The following is a 22,733-nucleotide window of genomic DNA, read 5'->3' on the forward strand; positions in this document are numbered from 1 at the left end:
GGGGGTCACCACAGGGGTGAGGGAAAGTTTCTCTGAAGGTTTACTGGCCGAAATCTCTGAATTTGAAGGTCTTGAGGATCTTGTAGGTGGGTCCAGAAAGTTTGAGGTTGCTCTGCACCAGGGCAAAACTGCTGGCTTTCCAGGTCAGGTCAAACACCTGCGGAGGAACCCGTGGGGCAGGTCCTTTCTTGCGGGCCAGGGTGATGTGGGCCTTGAAGCCCTTGTCCTCAAAAGGGTAGTCGATCTGGGAGGTGAGCGCCTCAGAGATCTCCTGTAGCTCCGGGGCCTCGGTTTTCACGAACCAGACCCTGGGGCTTCCCTCATTGGGGAAATACCCGGTGCCTTTCAGGCGGATCTCAAAACCGTCTCTGGTCTTGCTGATGCGGTCTCCCAGTTCCAACAAAGGTTTGCTTTTCCCTTCCGGGTACTGGGGCATGAAGGCGAGGGTGATGTGCATCTGGTCGGGCTTCACAGGCCGCCAGTTGCCCCGGAGGTGCTTCTGAATGGGGGCCAGTTGCTCCTGTATCTCCTGGGGAACCATGATGGCGTAAAAGAGCCTCACGCTTCGCCCTTCAGGGTTCTGTACAGCAGCATCAGGGCAGCGTTGCTGGTCCTTTCGATGAGCTGGTCGGGTGTTCCCACCCAGTCCAGCGTGGCGGTCTTAACGTCTGTGTCGGTCACCAGGGCCACATGGCATGTGTGGGTGTCCAGGTTTCCAACGGTGGCGAGGCCATAGGTGGCCCCAAGACGGTCCTGAATCCCTCTGGCCAGTTCGATGGCAGCATTCACGCTGTCCTCGCCTTCTTCCGTGAGGGTTCTGGGGGTGAGGCCCAGATCCACCTGGATGCCGTGGTCTGCTGTGCTGAGGACACCTTTCAAACGGGGGTGCCTGCCCAGCTTTTGAGCAAGCGCACCTGCGGTGAAAGCTTCAAAGACCGCCAGGGTCTCTTTGCGTTCCTGCAGCTTCTTGAGGGTTACACTTTCCAGGGTGTCGCTGTCCTCGCCGTAAATGTACTTCCCAAGCTTTTCCCGCACGGTGGCTTCAGTGGCAGCAGCACCCGTTCTGGCTTCTTCCAGAGAATCGGCCATGTGGGCAACGCGCACGTCCACACCGTGTTTTCTGGCATAGGTGGCCACACTGGGGGAATGTTGCAAGGTGAGGTCACCCAGCAAATCCGAAATGTTGCTTTCTCCAATGCCCGAGGTGTGCAGGGTCACGTGATACAGGGCGCGCTCGGGAAGATCAAGGCGGGGAAGCACCTGCTCCTTCCACATCGGTTTCATTTCCTGAGGTGGACCAGGCATCGCCACAATGACCTTGCCGTCTTTTTTGACCATCCAGCCTGGAGCAGTTCCCAGAGGGTTGTCCAGCGGGGTGGCACTGGGGATGAGCCAGGCCTGCTTGATGTTGCTCTGGGGCATGGTTCTGCCGCGTGCGCTGTACATTCCTTCCAGATGGGCCAGCAACTGCTGGTCCACTTCGGGTGTTTCTCCCAGAACCAGGGCAATGCCTTCACGGGTGAGGTCATCGTCGGTGGGGCCAAGGCCGCCACCAAGGATCACCAGATCTGCCCTTTCCAGGGCTTTTTTGATGGTGTCTGCAATTCTCTGAAGGTTGTCTCCCACCGTGTTTTTGTGGTGGAGGACCACCCCTCTGGCCTTCAGTTCATTGGCGAGAAAAACAGCATTGGTGTCGGTGATTTCACCGAGAAGAAGTTCCGTACCGACGCTGATGATTTCTGCTATAAACATAACGACTCCTTATACTATACAGGAAAGAGGGCGACTTGTCACGTCCCTCAAATGCTGGCGTTTTACACTGTTCACCATGAAGAAATTCATTCTGGCTGCGACCCTGCTCCTCCCTCTGGCCCACGCCCAGCAGACCCCTGCTGAAGCCCAGACCGCTGAAACGGCTTTTAAAACCCTGGAACCCCTCACCAAGGACCGGGTTCTGAAATTCAGTGAACCCCAGTGGGTTATCAACCCCAACAAGAAATACCGGGCGATCATCAACACCACCAAGGGCGACATCACAGTAGAACTCTACCCAAAAATTGCCCCCAAAGCCGTGAACTCTTTTGTGTTTCTGGCCCTGAACCACTATTACGATGGCATCGTGTTTCACCGGGTGCTGGACAACTTCATGGCCCAGACCGGAGATCCCACCGGAACCGGGACCGGTGGCCCTGGCTACAGTTACGGTCTGGAAATCGAACAGAACGTGACTTTCAATGCCGCGGGTCTGCTGGGGGTGGCCAACAGTGGAGGCCGTTCCACCAACGGAAGCCAGTTCTTCATCACCTTTGCTCCTGCTTCCTGGCTGAATTACGGATACACCATCTTCGGGAAGGTGCTGGACGGCATGCCCACCGTCAACAGCATCCAGAAAATTGATCCCCAGAAACCCGACCCCAAGATCAAACCCGATGCCATCAACACCGTGACCATTCTGGAAAGCAACTGATTTTATTCCTCCATTCGAGGGCAGTCTCGTTTTTCACAAGGCTGCCCTTTTTCATCTTGATGCCAAACATTAAATGTCACACTGCTCACAAAAACAGAATCGCGCCTGAATTGTTTTGTGTCGCCCAGTAAACAGCATTTATGGATGATGTGCCATAATCAAAACATGCGACTTTTCATCTGGCTTGTGGTTCTGCTGGGCAGTCTGGGTGCAGCGCAAGCACAGAAATACCCTTCCAGCAATGCAGCCAGACTGTACCAGGATTTTCAGGCGGCCATGGTCAGCTATTACGGGGAACACAAAGACCGGGTGCCTGACCTGCTGCTCAAATACCACAACCTGCTGGAAACAGGCTGTGAACGCCAGAAAAAATGCCAGACCTGGGATGCCGAGCAGCAGATTCGCAGCCTGCTGCGTGAACTGGGAGATGCCCATACCGATCTCGGGACCTCCAGCTTTTTCAACTTTGATCCACAAGAAGACGATCTCCAGCTGACCTTGGAAAACGAACTGGGGGTGGTTCTGCAGCACCAGCAAAACCACTGGTACGTTAAATTTGTGGTTTACGGCAGTTACGCTGATCTGAATGGCCTGAAACAGGGCGATGACCTGCTGAGTGCAGGAGGGCGGGATCTAGAAAGTGTTCCCTCAGAAAGGGAGCTGGACTTTGACAGACATTCCAGCCTGCTGATTGACCGGCAGGGAAAACGCCTGCGCATCGAACTGAACAAAGATTACAAAGAAGATTACTGGCAAAAAGCCCAGTACAAAATCCAGCAGGACACCGCCATCCTGCAAATCCCCAGTTTTTACGCAGAAGGCAAACGCCTTTACCGCAATTCCCAGCTTCCCATCAGTGAAAGCGTGCATCAGGCCCTCAGGGAACTGCAAGGCCAGCACATTCAGAACCTCATTCTGGACCTCCGGTACAATCCAGGGGGCTGGGTGAATGAATGTGCCGCTGCCTCTTCTGCTTTTGTGAAAAGCTTCAAAGTGTATCAGGATGCCCGTTTCACTGCAGGTTTTCTGCGGGTGCAAAACGGACAGGTGCTGGGCTTTGACCGCTCCAAATTGCTGTTTGGTGTGCCTTTTTTGCCTGTGCGCAGTGCAGTCACCTCTCCCAGTTTCTGGGAACCAAAGGTGGTGGTTCTGGTCAACCATGACACAGCATCTTGCGGGGAGTGGTTCACCTACCAGTTGCAGCGGGCAGGCAAAGCCACCGTGATTGGAGAACCCACTTATGGCATCCTCAACACCAGCACCCAGACCCGCAGGCTGGGGTACCGCTACACCCTGCAAATCACCGTGATCCGCTCTCTGCAAGAGGATTTCACCCTCTATCCCAGACGCATCACCCCGGATCAGGTGGTGCACAACACCCTCACCGAAGACGTGCAACTGCAGACCGCATTGCAGCTTTTCAACCCCTGAACACCCTCAATCCCTGAGCACTGGTGCCAGTCCCACCTGCAGCACATGCTTCTGCTTTGAAGTATGCTGTGAACATGGCAAAGCGTCCTGTTTTTGTTCCTGACGAAAATCCCCCACATGTGCGTGAACTGGAAGTGGAATTCCAATGGCATCCCGGACTCTCCCGATCTCAGGCCCAGAAGTCCATCCAGGAATTGCATGGGGCTGCCAGAGAGCATGGGCTGCACAGGTTGCTGGAAATCTCCTCCAGATCCAGCACAGAACTGGGAAACCAGCTCAGCGCCTTTCATTTGACACTGGTTGCTGATTCAGGACAGCTCATCTCTGTGGAATGTGCTTATCAGGGCAGCAAAGTGTTTGAACAGGGAGGCCCTTATCAGGACCTGTACCAGACCACCAGCAAGGCCGCCAAACAGGACGAACGCCTGCGAACTTCAGGCCCGATTGTGGCTTTTGAGTTTGATGGTGTCCGCTGGCCCACCCAGCCCACCACTGCTTTTTACGACTGGCTGTACCTTTCTGCATTGAACCAGCATCCAGAACTGCAACAACACCTCCTGGACCATGATGGGTTCACAGACATTGCCTTCAATCCCGAAAAATCTGCAGCCTGTCAGGCCAGATGTGCTGCGATGTTCCTGACCTTGCACCGCAAAGGTTTGTTTCAGGAAGCCATGCAAGACCAGCAGCATTTTCTGAGAACCTTACAGCCAGAACATTGAAACCAGCGGACAATACGCAAAATTGCCACTTGCAGATGCAGCAGAAAAAGTTAAGATGGCCCATGCTTGTTGATCTGCGTTCAGACACCATCACCCGTCCCACGCCAGAAATGCTGGAAGCCATGGTCACCGCTCCTCTGGGAGACGACGTTTACGGGGAAGATCCCACTGTGAACCTGCTGCAGGAAGAAACGGCCCAGGCTCTGGGGTTTGAAGCAGGCCTGTTCATGCCTTCGGGCACCATGACCAATCAGGTGGCCATTGCTGTACACACAAAACGGGGACAGGAGGTCATCACCCAGCAGGGAGCCCACATCTACGAATACGAACTGGGCATGATGGCCACCTTCTCTGGCGTGGTGCCCCGGTTTGTACCAGCCCCTCTGGGTGTCCCTGATCCTGAAGACATCAAAAAAGCCATTGGGCGCAGCATCCACAAAAGCCCCACAGGTCTGATTTCCATCGAGAACACCCACAACATTGCCGGAGGAACCATCGTGCCTCTGGAGGTCCTGAAAGGCGTCCGGGAAGTCAGCCTCTCTGAAGGCTTGCCCCTGCACATGGACGGTGCCCGCCTGATGAACGCTGCTGCTGGACTGAATGTGGATGTGAGAGAGATCACCCGGCATTTTGATTCGGTCAGTCTGTGCCTCAGCAAGGGTCTGGGCGCACCCGTGGGCAGTGTGCTGCTCGGGTCTCAGGCCTTCATCAAGGAAGCCCACCGCTACCGCAAGATGATGGGCGGAGGCATGCGGCAATCTGGAATTCTGGCCGCAGCAGCCAGAATCGCCCTGAGAGATGGCCCTGCGAAGCTGACCGAAGACCACCACAAAACCCGGCAACTGGCAGCAGCCCTGGAGCAGGCAGGATATGGGGTCAACCATGCTGCTGTGCAGACCAACATCATTTACGTGCAGGTACCAGATGCCTTCCAGAAAGCAGAAGAACTGAAAAGCAAAGGCATTCTGGTGAACGCCGTGTATGCAGACAGCCTGAGGTTCGTGCTGCACCACCAGATCACCCAGGAAATGCTGGACCACACCATTGCCAGCCTCTGAAAGCGGTCAGCAGTCAGCAAAAACACAAAAAGCTCAGGCACTCCTGAGCTTTTTCTTCACATGATGGAGGTGGAACTGCCAACTCCCCCTATTTCGCATGACAATCTGCAGACCCAGAATCCAGCACTTTGCCTGCCTGTTTTGGGTTGGCTGCCAGAAATTCCCAGCTGTAACCGCTGTCCTGCAAGTTCAACTTTAAAACCCCGAACTGGCTGTTCTGGTGTTTTTCACTGCCGGGTTTGATGAACAGGGTGCGGTATAATACAGCTCCACCTGTTCCCACCACAAATTCGCGGATGCCTTCTGAATCGGGAGTCCCTGAACTGGAAAGCTGGGTAAACCTTTCATAGTGGTGGTCGTGGCCCACCAGCACCAGATCGGCATGGTGTGCCTGCAAGACCTCCCAGACGGGTTTCATGATGCTGTTGTTCCCATGAAACCCGGAAGACACCAGCGGATGGTGCCAGTAGGCCAGGATGCACTGGCCTTTGAAGGCATCCAGATCGGTTTTCAGCCACTGGATTTGCTGCTGCATGGCCTCTCCACTCAGGTTGGAGTTGAGAGACAGCACCCGCCATTTCCCCAGATCAAACCCGTAATACCCCTTCCCTGCCCGTTCTGCAAAGTAGTCAAAATACCCTGCTGCATTGGCGGTCTCGTATTCATGGTTTCCAGGAGCAGGATAGATGTTTCCCTTAAAGCTTCCCCAGGCAGCATCAAAACAGGCTTTGAATTCTGCTTTGCTGCCCACCGTGTAAGCCAGATCTCCCAGGGCCAGCACCCGTGCAGCAGGATCTTTCTGCAATTCCCGCCGGATCAAATCTCCCGTCCAGTAGGGGGCCTGTAGGTTGCACATGCCAATGTCTCCGGCGGCCAGCACGGTGTTCTGGGCTTTTGCCTGAAAACCAGATGCAGAAGCGCAGAGAAGCAAAAATCCAGCAAAGGGTTTGAAATTCATGCCCTCATGCTGCCACAGGCACATGAAAACCCTCACTTCTGCAGCAGATGGTGCACCTCTCTGCCCTTTGGATCTTTCAAAAGCTCGGTTTGCAGAAACTTCTTCAGGTCTTTCAGGGTGCGAGGGCGGTACCCTGGCCCTCCACAACCACAGGAATGAAAACGAAAACCATACCCTGACAGCACTTCCAGCACGTTCCAGGCTTTTGAATCTTTTCTGGGAGGGGCTTTGAAATCCAGACCCATGGTGACCATCTGCCCTCTGCAATGCGGACAATGTTGCACCGAACCATGAGGATGCTTGAAACTCCTCTGGCAGGAAAAACAGGCAAAATGCTCTTTGTAATTCTTCCCTGCATAGCGGCACATGCTTTTATGTTAACCACCAGCAACCCTCAGGAAATCCGCCATTTGGCGAGAAGTCCTACCGAATGGACCGTTCCAGATGGTCCATCTCCTGAAATGTCGATGCCACAGCAATGTTGGCCTCCCGGACCAGCAGGACACTGGCATACAGCAGGGAACTGGTTCCCAGCAGACCGCAGGCAATGCCCAGCCAGTTTCCGGTTTCCCAGTGAAAAAGCTGCACAAAGCCCACCATGATGCTGGTGAGGACCAGCAGGCCAATGGCAAAATAGAGCGCACTGAGGGCTGTGCGCATCAGGATCAGTCGTCTGGAGAGGTCAGGGAGTTGCTCAATGAGCATTTCCAGCCTGCTGTCTGACAGGTTTTCTTTGTTCATTTTCTGGATTTCGGTGCTCACAGCCCGCACCCGGTCCACCACGCGCACCAGCCGGTTGGAGGTGGAAAGCACCAGGGTTCCCGAGGCAGAAATCAGCACCGCCGGGGTGATCATGGCCCCCAGCACCTCTGCAGCGGTGGTGATTTGCAGCAAATTTACTTCTCGAGGACGCGCTGGATTTCCTCTGCGTATTTCTCTGCCTTGATGCCCCCAAAGCCCTTGATGGCAGAAAGGCTGGCATAAGAGAGGTCTTTCAATTGCGCCATCTCGAAAAGGTGGCGGTTGTGGGCAATCACATACTGGGGCATGTTAAGCTGTCTGGCCCGCTCTGCCCGCCAGTTGCGCAGTTTCTCAAAACGGTCCCGCTCATCTGGGGAAAGTTCACCAAGGTTGAGTTCCTGAGATTCTGCTTTCTCTGGCTTTTCGGGTTTGTCCGGTTTGCTGGAGTTGCTGGATTTCTGGGGCTTGCCCAGCACGGGAGCAATTTCCCCAGAGAGGCTTTCGATGGCCCCCACAGCATAAAAGAGGGCACGAACCACCTGGGGGTGCTGGTAAGGACTGGTGTCTTCAAAGACCTCGCCAGAGTGGGGGTCCACCCCATCTGCGAGGAGCTGCAAAATTCGGAGGGCTTCTCTGCTTTCCATGATGGGCACAGTACCTTAAACCACGACCTCACGGTATACCTGAAATCCCCGTGCGAGATAGTTCTTAAGGGCATGCGGGTGATCCCAGTCACAGGTGTTCAGGAAAACCCTGCTGGCCCCCAGGTCCCAGGCGGCCTGGATCACCAGGGTCAGGAAATGCCCGCCCAGCCCCAGACCAATGTAGCGGTCTGCCAGTCCAAAAATGCTGATCTCAAATTCGGTGCCCTCTTTTTTCAATTCAGCAAAGCCAATGGGGGTGTCTTTGAGGGAGGCAATCAGCAGCTGCATTCCAGGCTGTTCTGCAAAAGCCTGCCATTTCTCCTCAGGCCAGGAGAGGCGGTCGGTCCAGCGGTAATCTTTGCCCACCCACTGGTAAAAAAATCGGTTCAAACGGTGGTCCTGAATTGCAGGCACCTGAATTTTAAAGTTTTCCTCCGTGCTGTATTTGGGATTCAGCTGGTCTGGATGGGTCATCTCCAGATGGGTGATGGTCTTTTGCATGTCTGACATTATAAACGGCCAGAAAAAATCCCCTCTGAATCAGAAGGGATCATGCAGGATCTGGGGAAATTTGTGGGGTGGCCCTCTGGCCTCTGTCATTGCCGTGCAGCTTCCAGCACCACCGTTTCACGGTCCATCTGGCGGGCGAGCCTCACCAGGTACTGGGCAACCCGCCTGTACCAGCGGGGTTTGAGGGGTCTTAAAGCGCGGGCAATTTCGGCCTGGGTGTAGAGTTCCTGAAGTCTTTGTTGTGCATGCTGGTGGCTGTCCATGGTGTTTCTCTTTCTGGAAGCCACCGATGCGCTATTTCTTCAGTCTGCGCAGGGCTTCCTCAGGGGTGATTTCTCCTTTTTCCAGCAAGTCCAGGGCAAGTTCGCTGGGGTCCGGTTCCACGGGTTCGTACCCGAGGTCCCGCAGCATGCCTTCAAATCTGGCCCGAACGGTGGGGTAGGAGATGCCTAAAATGCGTTCCACTTCTTTGAGGTTGCCCCTGACTTTGATGTAGAGCCTCAGGAATTCCAGGCTTTCCGGCACCAGGGTGGCAAATTCATTGAGTTCGAAGTGGCCTTTCACCGTCACCTGGGACTCCACAAAGGTGAGTTCTGTGACGATGGGTTTTTCCTGAACTCCGGGAAAGGGGATGGGAATCGGTTTGAGCATGTTTCCAGCTTAGCCCTTTCAAACAGAGGGGTGAATCATTCGATGGTCAGGCGAACCTGTGATCCTTCCTCATCTGTAAAGTCCATCAGACGGCCCACTGGAGGGCTGCTCTTGAGCAGGTCGGGGATCATCTGGGGGTCAATGCCCTGCTCTGCAATCATGCCCAGGGCTTCTTTGGGAATCAGTTTGAGGGCGTGGTCTGCGAGGGCCAGGGGAATGTTGGTCCGCATGCTGGCTCCACCAGAGCTCTCAAATTCCACTTTCAGGGTGGTGGCGGTTCTGGACTGTCCAGCCCCAAAGCCTTTGCGGATGCCACTCAGGGCAGATTCGAGGGCACTTTCGATGGTGGTGTCGATGCGGGGAGGACGGGGAGGAAACGGTGGGTCAGGGAACTGAGCACCAGAGCGGCCATTCAGGATGGTTTCCACTTCTGCGGTGCCCAGGGCTTCATTGCGCAGCAAACCCACATAGCGTTCCCATTCATCATGAGAGAGTTTCAGACGGGGATTGAGGGCAGAAATCAGCTTGAAGGAATCGTCGGCGCTCAGGCGGCCCTGCTTGACCATGTCGAGGATTTTCTTGATCTGGTCCATGTGCACTTCTCCTTACTTGACCCGCAGGTCGATGTCGCCTGCATTGACGTTGATGGTGACGCTGGCGTCGCCTGATCCTACGGTGGCTTCATAGCGGCCTCCAGTGACGGTGCCGCCGCTCTTGGTGGTGGGAATCCCGATGGCATCAAAGTCGCCTGCGGTGAGGTTGACATTGACCCGGGCGTTGCTGCTGGGGGTCAGGTTGAGGTCGAGGTCTCCGGCCAGCAGTTCGATGCCATGTTTGCCTTCCCTCAGGTCTGCAGTGATGTCCACATCTCCGGCCTTGGCACTGATGTCAAATCCGATGATGTCCACCAGGTCCACATCTCCGGCCTGAATGTCCATCTTCACGAAGGCGGGAACGCCCTGCACTTCGATGTCTCCGGCCAGCAGGTGCACTTCCAGGCGCTCCAGAAAGGTGGGGACTTCCAGGTTCACATGCACGGGTTTGAACTTGCCCAGCATGCCCACCATCTTGTCGATGAAACCTGCACCCTGCACTTCAAAGTTGCGCTGGTCATCCACGATCCAGGTGTTGCCCTCGGTGCGGATCTGGATGCCGTCGGTGTTGTGGCCCACCAGCTGGGGGGTGCTGACGTTGGGGTTGCCTTTGACCTTGAGGTCTCCGGCCCGCAGGCTGATGCGCAGAACGCGCTCGTTTCCGGTGCTGGGCAGTGAGATCTGTTTGAGCTGGGGCTCCTGGTGTCCAGTGAGCAGTTCCTGGGCTTCTTCGGGGGTGATTTTTCCCTGTTCCAGCAGTTCTTTGACTTTGTTTGAAAAATCGGACATAACTCCCTTTCTGTGTTCAGGCAGTGTTGGTGTTCAGCGGGTTGTGGTGAGGTTCAGAGTCAACGTTTGGAGTGGCCCTGCGGTGTGATCCGCCTGCCTGCCTTCTTGAAAAGATAGTAAAACAAATCTTCTATTCTGTCAATAGAAACTCACTGATTATAAAGCTTCATTTTCTATTTTGATTTTTCATGTCTGGGACGGTATGCTGCTTCCATGACCCGAGATGAGGCTTACAACCTGATGTGCCAGCACACCCCCAGCGAGTCCCTCAGACGCCACATGCTCAATGTTGAAGCCGCCATGCGTTACTATGCACGGCTGTGGGGAGAAGACGAGGAGCAGTACGCCATTGCTGGCTTGCTGCACGACTTCGACTATGAGTTGCACCCCGAAGAACACCCCTTCTGGGGCGTCAAACATTTGCAGGAAAACACCGACGTTTCTGAGGACATCATCAATGCCATCCTGGGACATGCCAGTTACAGCGGCGTTGCCAGAGAAACCCGACTTGCCAAAACCTTATTTGCTGTAGACGAACTGACCGGATTGATCCAGGCCTCTGCCCTGATCCGCCCCGACAAGGACATCAAAATGCTGGAACTCTCCAGCGTCAAAAAACGCTTCAAAAACAAAGCCTTCGCGGCAGGGGTCAACCGGGACGAGGTGCAGGAAGGCACCCAGGACCTGGGTCTGGACCTGGACACCCACATGGCCCATGTGTTGAAGGCCATGCAGGAGATGTGAACTTCTGGGGGTCTAATCCTCTGTCCCAATCGAAAAACTCTGCTCCAGCAAATCCTTGCTGTAGGTCTTGAAGGCCAGCATGGTCTGGGTTTTGACGATGCCGTCGATTTTGCGCATGTTCTGGGTGACCACTTCATCCAGAGCGGCGTAATCGGGCATGCGGATCACAGCCACGATGTCCCAGTCTCCGGTGACGCTGTACACATCGGTGACGTGGGGAACTGCAGCCACTTCCTGGGCCGTTTCGACAATGCGCTTGCGTTCAGCCTGAATCAGAACCAGAGCGGTAATCATGATTTCAGAATACCCGTTCAGACGGATCTTATCGACAGCAGTTCCAGCTTTTTGACTTCTTCGGGGTTGCCAATCACCAGCAGGGTGTCTCCAGCCATCAAGAGCAGGTCGGTCTCATAACGGTAGACCTCTCCAGAGGCCCGTTTCAGGGCAATGAAGGTGATGCCACACATCAATTGCACCTCTCTGGGGTGCTTGCCAATCAGGGCACTCTGGGAGGCCACCTGCACCCCTTCCATCTGAAACCCCTGTGCTCCAAAGGTGATGTCTTCCAGCACACTGACCATGCTGGATTTGAGGAGGCCACGGGCCACGCTGACCCCGGAGAGGCGGTGCAGGTTGATCACCTCGTTGGCCCCTGCACGCATCAGTTTCTTGCTGGCAGTGTCCTCGCTGCTGCGGGCCACAATGTGCAGCCCGGGGCTCAGCTCGCGGGCAGAGAGCACCACATAGAGGTTCATGGCATCTTCTCCCAGCACAGCCACCAGCGTTCTGGCCCGGTCAATTCCGGCCTGCAGCAGCACCTCATCCTGGTTGGCATCTCCCTCCAGCACCAGGAAGCCTGCATTTCTGGCTGCCTGTGCACGCTCAGGGCGGTGGTCCAGGATCAGAAAAGGCTGCTTTGCTGCATGGAGTTCTCTGGACACCTGTTCTCCCACCCGGCCATAACCGCACACAACAATGTGGTCCTGCAGTTTTTGCATGTGCTTCCGTTCCTTTTTGAGTTTGCCCTGATCGCTGATGGCATTGGTGATCAACACCTCCACCACCTGGGTGAGGGAATACAGCACCAGACCCACTCCAAAGGACATCAGACCGATGGAAAGCCATTTTCCGGCAGTGCTGAAGGGGTTGACCTCTCCCAGACCCACCGTGGTCAGGATCATGATGGTCTGGAACATGGCGTCTGTGAAAGACATGTCTTCCAGAACCATGTACCCAAGGGTTCCCATGGCCTGGACCAGCAAAATGAGCAGCAGTGCAATCTGAAGCTGCCTGGGCATGGTCTCACTTTAAGGGGTCAGCGTCCAGCCATCGGTCATCAGGAGTAGACACCTGCTTACAGCAAAGTTCGCACCTGCCAGAGTTCCGGGAAGAACTGGTAGTCCAGTGCTTTTTTCAGGTAACCCACACCAGAAGTCCCACCCGTGCCGGATTTCTCTCCAATGATGCGCATGACCGTGCGCAAATGCTTGAAGCGCCACTGCTGAAAGGCATCTTCCAGATCAATCAATTTCTCAGCAAGGTTGTAGAGGTCCCAGTGCTGCTCTGGATGCGCATAAACCTCTTTCCATGCATTCAAGACACTGCCATGGGCTGTGTAAGGCTCTGTGAAGTTGTCTGTCAGGGCGTCCGAAACCTGGAAGCCCCTTCTGGACAGCAGCATCAGCACAGCGTCATACAGTCCAGGCTGCTCATAGGCCTGCTGCAACTGCTGGTGCACCTCCGGGGTTCTTTCATGCATGTGCAGCATGTGTGGGTTTTTGTTGCCCAGTTTGAATTCCAGTTCCCGATACTGGGCGCTCTGAAAACCGCTGGAGGTGCCCAGTTTGTCCCGAAAGCCCACATACTCGCTGGGGGTCATGGTGCCCAGGGTGCTCCAGGCTTCAATCAGTTGTTTCTGGATGACCTTGATGCGGGCGAGCATTTTCAGGCTTTCTTGCAGGTGGTCTTGCATGATGGCCTGCTGTGCAGCCTGCAGTTCGTGCAAAGCAAGTTTCATCCACAGTTCACTGACCTGGTGGATCAGAATGAACAGCATTTCATCGTGGTGGTCGCTCTGGGGGTGCTGGGCACTGAGCAGTTGCTCCAGGCTCAGGTAGTCGCCATAAGTCAGGGTCTGTCTGGTCATCCAGGTGATTATAAAGCCAATCTGTTCTTTTGGTGCTGCCCGTCCCTGCTGCGGCACCGGTTTTTCAGGAACACCTTCACCGCAACCTGTTCACTTTGTCATGAAAGCCAACAATCATCCGCCGAGCTTCAAATCCCCAAACTCTTCATGAGAATCAACCCCCAGAAAATCTCATCTTGTCAAAACTTCATATTCAAAGCTGAAATTTAAGGTTTCTAATCTTGTAATTCATTTGTAATCAATACAAAAACCATCAAAAGTGTTTTGATGTGATGTAAGAAAGAAAATAGAAATGGTCTTTTGATAAAAATAAAGTCAACCATGCGAGGAAATGTCTTCCACTCCAAACACCTGCCAGCCCTTGCCACCCTGTTGCTGTTTGGCCTCAGTGCCTGCAGTTCCAGCACCGTGGTCATCCCACAAGGAGGGGTGACTGCCGTCAGTGTCAATCCCACTGTTCTGCAAATTTCCACGGGTCAAAGCGAAACCCTTGATGTCAATGTCACAGCCACAGGCAATGTCGATCAAAGTGTCACCTGGAGCAGCACCAACTCCAGCGTGGTGGTGGTGGATGCCAGTGGAAATGTCACCGCTCTGAAAGCAGGAACCGCCACCGTCACTGCCACCAGCAAGCAGAACCCCAGCAAGAAAGGCACCTCCAGCATCACCGTGCAAGATGCCAGTGTTGTCACTTCCGTCAGCATCGCTCCAGACACCCTGGATTTGCAGGTGGGAAGCACCCAGACCCTCAATGCCAGTGTGTCAGGCTCAGGAAATTTTGACCACGCGGTCAGCTGGAGCAGCAGCGATTCCAGTGTGGCCACCGTCAATGCCAGTGGGCAGGTCAAAGGCCTCAAAGAAGGCACAGTGCTGATCAGTGCCACCAGTGTGTTGAATGCAACGCAAACCGGAATGGCCACCGTTCACATCAAGAAACCCAGCAGTGCTGATGCTTTCAACATCACCCTGGTTTTTCCTGCAGGCACCAAACTCACCACCACACAGAAACAGGCCTTCACCGATGCCGCCAACCGCTGGTCTCAGGTCATCACTGAAGGTCTTGCAGATTTCAACGGTACCGCAGGAGACCAGATCCTCAATGTGGACGATCTGCAAATCACTGCAGATGCCATTGACATCGATGGACCCGGAAAAATCCTGGGACAGGCTGGACCAGAATTCATCCGGGATGAGAACGGACTGCCCATCACAGGCCTCATGCGCTTTGACAGTGCAGACATGGCCAGCATGGAAGCCAAAGGCACCCTCAAAAATGTGATCCTGCACGAAATGGGCCATGTGCTGGGCATTGGTACCCTGTGGGACAAATTCATCATCCAGAACGGCACCCCCAAATGCCAGACTGCCACCTCCATCTTCTTCAATGGAGCCAGAGCCGTGATGCAATACAAAGCCCTGGGCAAAACGGGCAATGTTCCCGTGGAAAACAGCGGCGGCGCAGGCACCAAGTGCGGTCACTGGAGCGAAAGCACCTTTGACAGTGAACTGATGACCGGTTTTGCTGAAAATGGTGCCATGCCCCTCAGCAAACTGACCGTGGGTGCCCTGGAAGACCTGGGTTATCAGGTCAGTTACAGTGCTGCCGATGCCTTCGTCATGCCTGCCCTGCTGCAAAACATCCAGAAAGAAGACCTGGACCACGGAGAAATCCTGCTGGGTCCCAGAGGCAGGCTCTGAGTTTTCTGGTCTGAGCTCCCAGACACCTGCTGTTCCCCGGATTTGAAAATCCGGGGGTTGTTCATTTTGAAAGGCATCCTTTCCCTGCAAAACCCTTACCATGAAAGGCATGTTTCCTGGAAAAGTGCGCCCTGCCATCGTGTGCCTGTGGATTGAACTGGTGTCTCTGGTTCTGGGCATTTTCTTGCTGGCAGGCCTGATGGTGTTGGTGCAGCAACTGAATTTGTGGGATGTCAGCACACTGGGTGAACTTGATGCTGTTCAGAGGATGATGGTCTGGGGCGTTGTGGCGTTTGCCATTCTTTACACCATCGGCATGACCATCTGGCACCATCTGGTCATTCAGGGTCTGCAAAAAGGCCAGTCCAGCGCCTGGCTGCAGGGGTGCATCCTGTTTGGCCTCAGCATCTTGCAAGGCAACCTGATCACAGGCATCCTGGGCCTGATTTACCTGCTGGATCCTGAGGTCAGAGATTTTTACCATGGAAAGACTCCTGCAGGGCACATGTCTCAGGAGGAGGTCTGGCCCGGGCCTTGAGTCTGGGCCTGTTCCCTTTACAATGAAATCCAGAAAGTAAGGAGGAACACAATGAAGTTTCTGGTCCTGATTCATGTGCTGTCTGCCATCATTGGCGTGGGACCCACCTATTTTGGCCTGTTGTTGCTTCGGCAAAATGCAACCCCCCAGGAGCTGCAATCCAGCCTGAAAACGGGCAAACTGCTGGAATGGTTTCCCAAAATCGGGGGAACGCTTGCGGTGCTGACTGGCCTCGCCCTGGTGCTGATGGCGAACTATGGACCTTTCAGACAGCTGTGGCTGATGGGCTCCCTGATCCTGTACATGCTGATTCAGGTGACCGTGATTGCTTACGTGGCACCCAGAGCAGACAAACTGTCCCATTGGGTGTTCAATCCCCAGAACCAGAAAGCAGACGCTCTGCCTGCAGAACAGCAGGCCCTGCTCAGCAACGTCAGCACAGGACACTGGATTGCTGCCAGTCTGGGCACCCTGCTCTTCACCTTCATGATCCTCAAACCCCACTGAGGGGTGAAGCCAGGACACAGGCGTTCAACGCTGGATTTCAGCTCTTGAAGGTGAAAATCAGTTCCGTGCCCTCTCCAGGCGCACTGAGGATTTCCAGCGAGCCTCCAGAAAGCTCCACCCGTTCACGCAAACCCAGGAGGCCCAGATGCCCCTGGTGCGCCAGTTCCAGCAGGTTCTGCACTTCAAACCCCAGGCCATCGTCAATGACATGCACCATGATGTCCTCGTTCTGGTAATTGACCCGGATGGCTGCTCCATTGGCCCTGGCATGTTTGTCGATGTTGGTGAGGGCTTCCTGCACCACCCGGAACAGCGTCAACTCCACTTCGGAGTTCAAGCGGCGTTCCTGGCCCTGCACTTCCAGACGGGTGGAGGTCTGGGCGTTGCTCCCCAGCCATTCCAGCGCGGGCAAGAGCCCCAGATCATCCAGGATGCTGGGCCGCAAGTTGCGTGCAAAGCGCCGCACACTGTTGATGGCAGTTTCCAGATCGCTTCTGATGTCCTCTGCCCGCAATTTCAGAGGGGTGCCGTCCAGTTCCTTGCTCAGGCGATCAATGCGCCGGGTGATCGCCACCAGCACCTGTGCGGTGTCATCGTGCAATTCCCGGGCAATGCGGCGTCGCTCTTCTTCCTGGGCCTGGGTGAACAGAGACAGGTAGGTGCGCAGTTCCATCTGGCGTTCCTGGCTGAGGGCCAGGGCCTGACCGCGTTTGGTGATCTCCTCGGCCAGACGGTGCTGTTCGCTGAGGTCACGGGCCACCGCCAGATACCCGATGGTGCTTCCTGCCCGCGTGAGGGGGTTGAGGTTCATCTCCAGGTAAGCGGTCTCGCCGTTCTTGCAGTAGGCATGCACCTGATACACCGTGCTGAATCCGGTGTTCCAGACCTCGTTTAAAGACACCCCATCGTGGATCAGCAGGCTGCGGTAGTCCCGTCCGATCAGTTCCCGTTCGGAGAAACCCAGCACCTTGAAGGTTGAAGGGTTGGCATAGGTGATGTTGCCTTCCCGGTCGGTGGCAATGATCAGGTCCTGCGCGGCTTCTGCCAGAAGGCGGTACTGGGCTTCCTGGCGCTTTAACGCATTGAACAGGCGCTGATTGGAAAGCACCAGAGACAGTTGATCTGCCACGGCAGTCAGAAACTGAATCTCATCTTCCGGGAAGTCACTGTAGGCACGGGTCATGTCTGCATAGACGTAACCAATCAGGCGTTCCTGGGCATACAGGGGAGCACAGATGGCATTTTTGGCCCCTGGAAGCCCCTGATCCACTGGCAAACGCATGGCTGTGGAGCGTTCAAACAGATCTGCAAATTCGGCCACCGGCAGGAGGGCCTGCTCTGGATCGAGTTCGCTGGTGTAGCAGGACTCAATCTGGTAATCGCTGGTGAGCAGCACGATGGCACTGCGGTCTGCTCCGATCACACTGGACAGGTCCGAACACACCTGGTTCCAGTCCCATTCAGTGACGTTCAGGAAAGCCCGGGCAATCTGCAGCAGGATGCCTGCCTGACGCTCCTGACGCACTTCTTCTTCATAAAGGCGGGCGTTCTCGATGGCCAGAGCCGCCTGCCCTGCAAACACCTCCAGCACATAAAGGTCTTCCTCGTCGTACTGGATGGCATGCTCAAAGTACAGGCACAGGCCTCCGAACACCACACCACGGGCTGCCAGCGGAGCACCAATCAGGCCCCTGAACGGATACTTGCCGGCTTCCATGAGCTGTGCACTGTAACTGTTGCGCCAGCCCAGCGGGTTCTGGTGGTAATTCTCGATGGCATCCGGCATGATCTGCGGCTTGTTTTCAGACACCGCCCGACCCACCACGCCTTCCCCATACCTGGCCCGGATGCGCAGCATGAACTCGGTTTCCAGCCCCAGGGCACTGCGGATGGAGAGGGTCTTTTTGTCTCTGGACAGCTGAAAAATCGAGCAGGCCTTGGCTTTGAAGATGCTCTGGGCATGCTGCAAGATGATCTGCAGCACTTCCCCAAGGTTCAGCGTGCTGGAAAGGGCCAGAGCCACTTTGCGCAAAGACTCCGAGACCCTGCGTTTGCGGGACTCCTCGGCGTACAATCTGGCATTGTCGATGGCAATGGAGGCCTGTTCTGCAAAGGTTTTGGCCAGCATCACGTCGTCAGGCAGGAGCCGCTGGCGTTCCCGGGTGGTGTCCATGTACAGCACCCCGAGGTGCTTGCCCCGGGCCTGCAACGGCAAGATGATGCAGGACTGCATGCCAAACCGGTGAAGCCGCTGCCTCAGTTCATCATGACCGGATTCTGCAGGCAGCACGATGGGTTCGTTGCGCACCACCAGCGATTTGAAGGTGTCTGGAGACAGGCTGATGGTCTCCTCATCTCCAAACACCCCTTCGAACCCAAACGAGAAAATCCGCCCGGTTTCTGCACTGCTCTCTCCGAGGGCCTGATACAGACCCAGAAAAGCCCTCTCCATGCCCAGACCTCTGGGGGCCACCTCCACAATCACCCTGAGCACCTCACTGAGGTCCAGACTGCCCCCCAGCCTGCGGGTCAGTTCTGCAATGGCCTGGGTTTCCCGGGTCTGGGAAGCGCTCTCATCGCGAGCCAGGATGCCTTCCAGCAACACCCCCATCACCGGGCGCAGTTCAATGAGTTCCGGGGTGCGCAGGGCATTGGCCCCAATCAGTTCCAGCGCAAAGCTCTGCTTGTGGGTGCGGATGGGGAGAAGCAAAGAATGCTCCTCTTCCTGCACCCGGTCCATCTCGATGGACTGCTGCACGTATTCCAGTGGAGCACTCAGGGCAAAACCCATCCCCTGAGAGCACAGCAGCCGCACATTCCCCCCATCGTGAAGCTGGTACACCTGCCCTCCGTGGGCACGGGTGAGGTCCAACCCGAAAGCCAGCAGGATTCTCAGGGCATCCTGGGAGTTGGAGGCCTGGCTGATGCGTTGCAGTTCACTGAGGATGCGGGTCTCGATCATGGGTGTGGAAAGGGGTCAGAAAGCAAAGGGGTGGGGTTCAAGGCCAAGAGCCGAGAGCCGAGAGCCGAGAGCCGAGAGCAAGGTAAAATAAGCCATTCCAGACATCAAGCATTTCATTCAGCCTCAGTCAGAGCTTTTCAACCCAGATCAATCTGTATGATTGCAGCTGCATGTGCCTTGACTGCCCTCGGCCCTTTGCCCTCGGCCCTCGGCGGGCCGTCAGGGCCTTCAATCCAGTGAGGCAGGGTCAATCCAGCCCTGTTTGATGGCGTAAAGCACCGCTTCGGTGCGGCTTCCCACACCGAGCTTGGAGAAGATGTTGGCCAGGTGCACCTGCACTGTGCGGGGGCTGATTTCCAGGTCGCGGGCAATTTCCTTGTTGGTGCTGCCCGTGGCGGCAATGCGCAGCACTTCCAGTTCGCGGGGAGACAGGGCTTCCACGTCGTTGGAGGGGGTGGGCAGAGGTGCACTGGTGTTGGCAGCGAAACGGCCCAGCACCTTCTTGGCCACACTGGGGTGCAGGACGCTTTCACCTGAAGCCACAGCACGCACGGCCTGAATCAGTTCGTCTTCACGGGCATTTTTCAGCAGGTAGCCTGCAGCGCCCGCTTCCAGCAGGGCAAAAACGTAAGCGTCATCGTCGTAACTGGTCAGGACCAGCACGCTGATGGTGGGGGCCAGGGCCTTGATGCGTTTGGTGGCCTCGATGCCGTTCATGCCAGGCATGGAAACGTCCATCAGGATCACGTTGGGTGTGAGTTTCATGGCCTGGTCAATGGCTTCCTGACCATCGCCAGCCTCCCCGATCACCACCAGGTCATCGTGGCTTTCCAGCAGGTCACGGGTGCCTTTGCGCACCACGGGGTGGTCATCAACCAGAAGAATGCGGATTTTCTCGTCCATATGCATCAGTCTAACGGATTTCAGCCCTGTTTCGGGTGCCTGAATTGCCTACAGGGTTAAGGGTTATGGCGGAGGTGGGTTTACTTGTACCGCGCAACTCTCGCATGGTATACATACAGCGACCCGTCTGGCTGCGCCCTGATGCGCAGGCTGGGACAGCTCTGATCGGTGCCAGAAGGCAAAGTCCTGCACCCGATTTCTGTCACTGGTATGGAGGGTGTCGGTCAGGGACAGGAATTGAAACATGCACATGCCGTGGCTGCTTTTTGAATTCAGGAACACCCAGGGAACCATCGAGAGGCTGTGCTTCCGGGAGCCTGTCAAGGTTCTGTGCACTGAAACCCTCTCGGAAGTTCGGCCACTCTTGCGTGAAGTGCAGGACTGGACCCGCCAGGGGTTTTATGCAGCAGGTTATCTGGCTTACGAAGCCGCCCAGGCTTTCGATCCTGCCCTTCCCGAAGGCAAACCCTGCCAGATGCCGCTCTTGTGGTTTGGGATTTTTGAGTTCCCCTCCCCTGCCCCGCAATTTCCAGAAAGCAGCAAGGCCATCAGCCTGCCCTGGCGCACCCAGCTCAGCGAAGAAGACTACCAGCAGAACATTGCCCACCTGAAAAAATGGATCACCGAGGGAGAAACCTATCAGGCCAATTACACCCTGCGCCTGACAGCACCCTTCACCGGGCACCCTTTCCATTATTACCAGCAACTGACCCGCGCACAGAAAGGGGATTACAGTGCCTTTCTGGACCTGGGGCGCTTCCAGATCCTCAGTGCCTCTCCAGAGTTGTTCTTTCACTGGGATGGTCAGAAAATCACCACCAGACCCATGAAGGGCACAGCTCCCAGAGGGCGTTTTCTGGAAGAGGACGACCTGCAGCGCCAGTTCCTGAAAACCAGCGAAAAGAACCGCGCTGAAAACCTGATGATCGTGGACCTGATCCGCAACGACCTGAGCCGCATTGCCATTCCAGGCAGCGTCAAGGTGTCCAAGCTGTTCGAGGTGGAAAAATACCAGACCCTCTGGACCATGACCTCCACCATTCAGGCGGAAACCCATCCAGGCACCCAGCTGGAAGACATTCTGGAAGCGCTGTTTCCCTGTGGGTCCATCACCGGGGCACCCAAGATCAGCACCATGCACCTGCTCTCCAGACTGGAAAGCAGTGCCAGACAGGTGTATTGCGGAGCCATCGGCTACCTGACCCCGGAAGGCGAGGCCATCTTCAACGTGCCCATCCGCACCGTGATCACCGATGATGAACTCGAACAGGCAGAGTACGGGGTGGGCGGAGGCATCACCTGGGATTCCGACCCCTCCGATGAATACCAGGAGGTGCTCACCAAATCCCTGCTTTTGACCTACCAGCAACCGCAGTTTTCACTGGTGGAAACCCTGCACCTGCAAGAGGGGCAGTACCCTCTGGTGCGGGAACACATCAACAAAATGATCAAATCTGCCCGTTACTGGGGTTACCCCGAAGATGCCCAGACCATGTACGAGGTGCTGTACTTCACCTCCGAACAGCACCCTGAAGGAGAATGGCTGGTGGACCTCCATCTGGATTCCTCTGGAGAAGTGCAAACCCAGATCAGGGCTTTTCCAGCAGAACCCCTCCCTTTCCGGGTGGCCGATGAACCCCTGCTGGAACTGGACACCCTGCATTTCCACCGGACACAACAAAATCTGGATGAAGAACTGCTTTTGCTTTACCACGACGATGGCCTGATCGCCCAGTTCAACCAGGGCAATCTGGTGGCAAAACTGGGAGAAGAGCTGTTCACACCTGTTCTGGAGGACCGCTGGCTGACCTGTCCCATGCTGATCCAGCTTTTGAAAACCGAACAGGTGCAGGAGATCCCCATGAGCCTGGACTGGCTTGCAGAACATCCAGAAGCCCAGTTCTTCCTGGCCGACCATGCCCTGGTTCCCGTGAGGTTTGCATGGAACTCCTGATGATCGACAACTACGACTCTTTCACCTTCAATCTGATGCGCTATTTCCTGGAACTGGGCACCAGCGTGACGGTCTGGAGAAACGACCAGTTTGACCTGGAAGAGGTGCGCACTTTCAATCCAGATGCCCTGATCATCTCTCCTGGACCCAGTCATCCCCAGAATTCTGGTCGGTCCCTGGAAGTGATTCAGCAGTTTCACACCTCTGTTCCCATTCTGGGCGTGTGCCTGGGGCACCAGTGCATTGCCGAGGCTTTTGGGGGAACCGTGGTGAAATCTGGAGAACCTGTGCATGGCAAAACCTCGCCCATCACCCATGACCACTCGGGGGTGTTTGAACACCTGCCCAGCCCACTCAGGGTCACCCGTTACCACAGCCTGATCGTGCAGGACCTGCCAGACACCTTGCTGGGCAATGCGTGGTCTGCAGATGGCACCCTGATGGGCCTGCAACACCAGCAATACCCTGTGCATGGCGTGCAGTTCCATCCTGAAAGCGCCCTGACTGAAAAAGGACACCAGTTGCTGGACAATTTTCTGAAGATTGCACGGGCGTTTAAGGGGCACAACTAAAGGCCGAGAGCCGAGAGCCGAGAGCCGAGAGCCGAGAGCCGAGAGCCGAGAGCAAGGTAAGTTCTTGTGCCGGCAACGTCAAGCTTCCAAATGCTGTCCTGAACAGGTTTTGTTGCTCTCATGGCCAGCTGGGAACGAACCAAAG

Annotated in this window: 26 protein-coding genes; 10 read left to right on the forward strand and 16 right to left on the reverse strand. The window is 55.7% G+C overall.

The features are described 5' to 3' along the window. Positions 1 to 40: 40 nt before the first annotated feature. Together thpR and IEY52_RS04710 are read right to left on the reverse strand one after the other, a co-directional pair. Positions 41 to 562 (reverse strand): RNA 2',3'-cyclic phosphodiesterase, encoded by a 522-nt coding sequence (gene thpR / locus IEY52_RS04705; RefSeq protein WP_189000585.1) that lies wholly within the window; start codon positions 560 to 562, stop codon positions 41 to 43. Beyond that, positions 559 to 1,752, reverse strand: coding sequence for a CinA family nicotinamide mononucleotide deamidase-related protein (locus IEY52_RS04710; RefSeq protein ID WP_189000588.1), 1,194 nt, complete (start codon positions 1,750 to 1,752; stop codon positions 559 to 561). Before IEY52_RS04710 ends, thpR begins: the two co-directional genes overlap by 4 nt. Positions 1,753 to 1,828: 76 nt before the next feature. Between IEY52_RS04710 and IEY52_RS04715 the strand changes: the two genes are divergently transcribed. The 4 genes from IEY52_RS04715 (at position 1,829) to IEY52_RS04730 (ending at position 5,678) form a co-directional block, all read left to right on the forward strand. Beyond that, the gene (locus IEY52_RS04715) at positions 1,829 to 2,467 is read left to right on the forward strand and encodes a peptidylprolyl isomerase (protein WP_189000591.1); all 639 of its coding nucleotides are present in this window, start codon (positions 1,829 to 1,831) and stop codon (positions 2,465 to 2,467) included. Positions 2,468 to 2,632: 165 nt separating this feature from the next. Then, positions 2,633 to 3,898 (forward strand): S41 family peptidase, encoded by a 1,266-nt coding sequence (locus IEY52_RS04720; protein ID WP_189000594.1) that lies wholly within the window; start codon positions 2,633 to 2,635, stop codon positions 3,896 to 3,898. A gap of 74 nt (positions 3,899 to 3,972) precedes the next feature. Beyond that, positions 3,973 to 4,620: a DarT1-associated NADAR antitoxin family protein gene (locus IEY52_RS04725; protein ID WP_189000597.1), complete on the forward strand. Its 648-nt coding sequence runs from the start codon at positions 3,973 to 3,975 to the stop codon at positions 4,618 to 4,620. Positions 4,621 to 4,682: 62 nt separating this feature from the next. Continuing rightward, entirely contained in the window at positions 4,683 to 5,678 is a 996-nt protein-coding gene (locus IEY52_RS04730; RefSeq protein ID WP_189000601.1) for a threonine aldolase family protein, read from the forward strand. Positions 5,679 to 5,766: 88 nt separating this feature from the next. Here the strand turns inward: IEY52_RS04730 and IEY52_RS04735 are convergent, their stop codons facing one another. The 9 genes from IEY52_RS04735 to IEY52_RS04775 all read right to left on the reverse strand — a co-directional run bounded on the left by IEY52_RS04735 (position 5,767) and on the right by IEY52_RS04775 (position 10,564). After that, on the reverse strand, positions 5,767 to 6,636 hold the full coding sequence (locus IEY52_RS04735; RefSeq protein ID WP_189000604.1) for a metallophosphoesterase family protein: 870 nt from the start codon (positions 6,634 to 6,636) through the stop codon (positions 5,767 to 5,769). Between the two features lie 32 nt (positions 6,637 to 6,668). Further along, a complete protein-coding gene (locus IEY52_RS04740; RefSeq protein ID WP_189000607.1) occupies positions 6,669 to 6,881 on the reverse strand; it encodes a hypothetical protein in 213 nt (70 codons plus the stop codon). A 178-nt stretch (positions 6,882 to 7,059) separates the two neighbouring features. After that, positions 7,060 to 7,530, reverse strand: coding sequence for a DUF2721 domain-containing protein (locus tag IEY52_RS04745; protein WP_189000609.1), 471 nt, complete (start codon positions 7,528 to 7,530; stop codon positions 7,060 to 7,062). Between the two features lie 2 nt (positions 7,531 to 7,532). Then, positions 7,533 to 8,021, reverse strand: a complete 489-nt coding sequence (locus tag IEY52_RS04750; protein ID WP_189000612.1) for an HRDC domain-containing protein — start codon at positions 8,019 to 8,021, stop codon at positions 7,533 to 7,535. Positions 8,022 to 8,036: 15 nt separating this feature from the next. Beyond that, the gene (locus IEY52_RS04755) at positions 8,037 to 8,522 is read right to left on the reverse strand and encodes a GNAT family N-acetyltransferase (protein ID WP_189000615.1); all 486 of its coding nucleotides are present in this window, start codon (positions 8,520 to 8,522) and stop codon (positions 8,037 to 8,039) included. Positions 8,523 to 8,617: 95 nt separating this feature from the next. Then, positions 8,618 to 8,794, reverse strand: a complete 177-nt coding sequence (locus IEY52_RS04760) for a hypothetical protein (RefSeq protein WP_189000619.1) — start codon at positions 8,792 to 8,794, stop codon at positions 8,618 to 8,620. Between the two features lie 31 nt (positions 8,795 to 8,825). Next, positions 8,826 to 9,182 (reverse strand): DUF2089 domain-containing protein, encoded by a 357-nt coding sequence (locus IEY52_RS04765; RefSeq protein ID WP_189000622.1) that lies wholly within the window; start codon positions 9,180 to 9,182, stop codon positions 8,826 to 8,828. 35 nt (positions 9,183 to 9,217) lie between these two features. Then, complete coding sequence (locus tag IEY52_RS04770) at positions 9,218 to 9,775, reverse strand: SHOCT-like domain-containing protein (RefSeq protein ID WP_189000625.1); 558 nt, start codon at positions 9,773 to 9,775, stop codon at positions 9,218 to 9,220. A gap of 12 nt (positions 9,776 to 9,787) precedes the next feature. Beyond that, complete coding sequence (locus IEY52_RS04775) at positions 9,788 to 10,564, reverse strand: DUF4097 family beta strand repeat-containing protein (protein ID WP_189000629.1); 777 nt, start codon at positions 10,562 to 10,564, stop codon at positions 9,788 to 9,790. A gap of 213 nt (positions 10,565 to 10,777) precedes the next feature. On the opposite strand from IEY52_RS04775, the gene IEY52_RS04780 reads away from it, so the two are divergent. Next, a complete protein-coding gene (locus IEY52_RS04780) occupies positions 10,778 to 11,308 on the forward strand; it encodes an HD domain-containing protein (protein ID WP_189000632.1) in 531 nt (176 codons plus the stop codon). Positions 11,309 to 11,320: 12 nt separating this feature from the next. Here IEY52_RS04780 and IEY52_RS04785 read toward each other — a convergent pair whose 3' ends face one another. Genes IEY52_RS04785 through kynA form a run of 3 tightly spaced genes read right to left on the reverse strand, consistent with a single transcriptional unit; the run spans position 11,321 to position 13,454 of the window. Continuing rightward, complete coding sequence (locus tag IEY52_RS04785; protein WP_189000635.1) at positions 11,321 to 11,602, reverse strand: Lrp/AsnC family transcriptional regulator; 282 nt, start codon at positions 11,600 to 11,602, stop codon at positions 11,321 to 11,323. Positions 11,603 to 11,619: 17 nt separating this feature from the next. Continuing rightward, positions 11,620 to 12,606, reverse strand: coding sequence for a potassium channel family protein (locus tag IEY52_RS04790; RefSeq protein WP_189000638.1), 987 nt, complete (start codon positions 12,604 to 12,606; stop codon positions 11,620 to 11,622). Positions 12,607 to 12,662: 56 nt separating this feature from the next. Then, on the reverse strand, positions 12,663 to 13,454 hold the full coding sequence (kynA, locus tag IEY52_RS04795) for a tryptophan 2,3-dioxygenase (protein ID WP_189000641.1): 792 nt from the start codon (positions 13,452 to 13,454) through the stop codon (positions 12,663 to 12,665). 321 nt (positions 13,455 to 13,775) lie between these two features. Here kynA and IEY52_RS04800 point away from each other — a divergent pair, with 321 nt between their 5' ends. From IEY52_RS04800 to IEY52_RS04810, 3 genes are all read left to right on the forward strand, one after another. Continuing rightward, on the forward strand, positions 13,776 to 15,152 hold the full coding sequence (locus IEY52_RS04800) for an Ig-like domain-containing protein (RefSeq protein WP_189000658.1): 1,377 nt from the start codon (positions 13,776 to 13,778) through the stop codon (positions 15,150 to 15,152). A gap of 109 nt (positions 15,153 to 15,261) precedes the next feature. Further along, the gene (locus IEY52_RS04805; protein ID WP_189000661.1) at positions 15,262 to 15,690 is read left to right on the forward strand and encodes a hypothetical protein; all 429 of its coding nucleotides are present in this window, start codon (positions 15,262 to 15,264) and stop codon (positions 15,688 to 15,690) included. 51 nt (positions 15,691 to 15,741) lie between these two features. Beyond that, positions 15,742 to 16,197, forward strand: a complete 456-nt coding sequence (locus IEY52_RS04810; protein ID WP_189000664.1) for a DUF2269 family protein — start codon at positions 15,742 to 15,744, stop codon at positions 16,195 to 16,197. Positions 16,198 to 16,234: 37 nt separating this feature from the next. On the opposite strand, the gene IEY52_RS04815 is transcribed toward IEY52_RS04810, so the two are convergent. Together IEY52_RS04815 and IEY52_RS04820 are read right to left on the reverse strand one after the other, a co-directional pair. Next, complete coding sequence (locus IEY52_RS04815) at positions 16,235 to 19,159, reverse strand: GAF domain-containing protein (protein WP_189000667.1); 2,925 nt, start codon at positions 19,157 to 19,159, stop codon at positions 16,235 to 16,237. Between the two features lie 228 nt (positions 19,160 to 19,387). Further along, complete coding sequence (locus IEY52_RS04820; RefSeq protein WP_189000670.1) at positions 19,388 to 20,062, reverse strand: response regulator; 675 nt, start codon at positions 20,060 to 20,062, stop codon at positions 19,388 to 19,390. A gap of 244 nt (positions 20,063 to 20,306) precedes the next feature. On the opposite strand from IEY52_RS04820, the gene pabB reads away from it, so the two are divergent. Both pabB and IEY52_RS04830 read left to right on the forward strand, forming a co-directional pair. Next, a complete protein-coding gene (pabB, locus tag IEY52_RS04825; protein WP_189000673.1) occupies positions 20,307 to 22,016 on the forward strand; it encodes an aminodeoxychorismate synthase component I in 1,710 nt (569 codons plus the stop codon). After that, positions 22,004 to 22,588 carry an anthranilate synthase component II gene (locus IEY52_RS04830; protein WP_189000676.1) on the forward strand — a complete coding sequence of 195 codons (585 nt, stop codon included), beginning with the start codon at positions 22,004 to 22,006 and terminating at the stop codon, positions 22,586 to 22,588. The genes pabB and IEY52_RS04830 overlap by 13 nt, the downstream gene beginning before the upstream one ends. Positions 22,589 to 22,733: the final 145 nt, after the last annotated feature.

Origin of the sequence: Deinococcus roseus (genome assembly GCF_014646895.1) — a bacterium.
Taxonomy (GTDB): domain Bacteria; phylum Deinococcota; class Deinococci; order Deinococcales; family Deinococcaceae; genus Deinococcus_C; species Deinococcus_C roseus.

Bases quoted from the DNA above. Each gene is read 5' to 3' on its own strand.
- IEY52_RS04710 (WP_189000588.1), bottom strand. From the start codon at position 1,752: ATGTTTATAGCAGAAATCATCAGCGTCGGTACGGAACTTCTTCTCGGT.
- IEY52_RS04715 (WP_189000591.1), top strand. From the start codon at position 1,829: ATGAAGAAATTCATTCTGGCTGCGACCCTGCTCCTCCCTCTGGCCCAC.
- IEY52_RS04720 (WP_189000594.1), top strand. From the start codon at position 2,633: ATGCGACTTTTCATCTGGCTTGTGGTTCTGCTGGGCAGTCTGGGTGCA.
- IEY52_RS04725 (WP_189000597.1), top strand. From the start codon at position 3,973: ATGGCAAAGCGTCCTGTTTTTGTTCCTGACGAAAATCCCCCACATGTG.
- IEY52_RS04730 (WP_189000601.1), top strand. From the start codon at position 4,683: ATGCTTGTTGATCTGCGTTCAGACACCATCACCCGTCCCACGCCAGAA.
- IEY52_RS04735 (WP_189000604.1), bottom strand. From the start codon at position 6,636: ATGAATTTCAAACCCTTTGCTGGATTTTTGCTTCTCTGCGCTTCTGCA.
- IEY52_RS04740 (WP_189000607.1), bottom strand. From the start codon at position 6,881: ATGGGTCTGGATTTCAAAGCCCCTCCCAGAAAAGATTCAAAAGCCTGG.
- IEY52_RS04750 (WP_189000612.1), bottom strand. From the start codon at position 8,021: ATGGAAAGCAGAGAAGCCCTCCGAATTTTGCAGCTCCTCGCAGATGGG.
- IEY52_RS04755 (WP_189000615.1), bottom strand. From the start codon at position 8,522: ATGCAAAAGACCATCACCCATCTGGAGATGACCCATCCAGACCAGCTG.
- IEY52_RS04760 (WP_189000619.1), bottom strand. From the start codon at position 8,794: ATGGACAGCCACCAGCATGCACAACAAAGACTTCAGGAACTCTACACC.
- IEY52_RS04765 (WP_189000622.1), bottom strand. From the start codon at position 9,182: ATGCTCAAACCGATTCCCATCCCCTTTCCCGGAGTTCAGGAAAAACCC.
- IEY52_RS04770 (WP_189000625.1), bottom strand. From the start codon at position 9,775: ATGGACCAGATCAAGAAAATCCTCGACATGGTCAAGCAGGGCCGCCTG.
- IEY52_RS04775 (WP_189000629.1), bottom strand. From the start codon at position 10,564: ATGTCCGATTTTTCAAACAAAGTCAAAGAACTGCTGGAACAGGGAAAA.
- IEY52_RS04780 (WP_189000632.1), top strand. From the start codon at position 10,778: ATGACCCGAGATGAGGCTTACAACCTGATGTGCCAGCACACCCCCAGC.
- IEY52_RS04785 (WP_189000635.1), bottom strand. From the start codon at position 11,602: ATGATTACCGCTCTGGTTCTGATTCAGGCTGAACGCAAGCGCATTGTC.
- IEY52_RS04790 (WP_189000638.1), bottom strand. From the start codon at position 12,606: ATGCCCAGGCAGCTTCAGATTGCACTGCTGCTCATTTTGCTGGTCCAG.
- kynA (WP_189000641.1), bottom strand. From the start codon at position 13,454: ATGACCAGACAGACCCTGACTTATGGCGACTACCTGAGCCTGGAGCAA.
- IEY52_RS04800 (WP_189000658.1), top strand. From the start codon at position 13,776: ATGCGAGGAAATGTCTTCCACTCCAAACACCTGCCAGCCCTTGCCACC.
- IEY52_RS04805 (WP_189000661.1), top strand. From the start codon at position 15,262: ATGTTTCCTGGAAAAGTGCGCCCTGCCATCGTGTGCCTGTGGATTGAA.
- IEY52_RS04810 (WP_189000664.1), top strand. From the start codon at position 15,742: ATGAAGTTTCTGGTCCTGATTCATGTGCTGTCTGCCATCATTGGCGTG.
- IEY52_RS04815 (WP_189000667.1), bottom strand. From the start codon at position 19,159: ATGATCGAGACCCGCATCCTCAGTGAACTGCAACGCATCAGCCAGGCC.
- IEY52_RS04820 (WP_189000670.1), bottom strand. From the start codon at position 20,062: ATGGACGAGAAAATCCGCATTCTTCTGGTTGATGACCACCCCGTGGTG.
- pabB (WP_189000673.1), top strand. From the start codon at position 20,307: ATGCACATGCCGTGGCTGCTTTTTGAATTCAGGAACACCCAGGGAACC.
- IEY52_RS04830 (WP_189000676.1), top strand. From the start codon at position 22,004: ATGGAACTCCTGATGATCGACAACTACGACTCTTTCACCTTCAATCTG.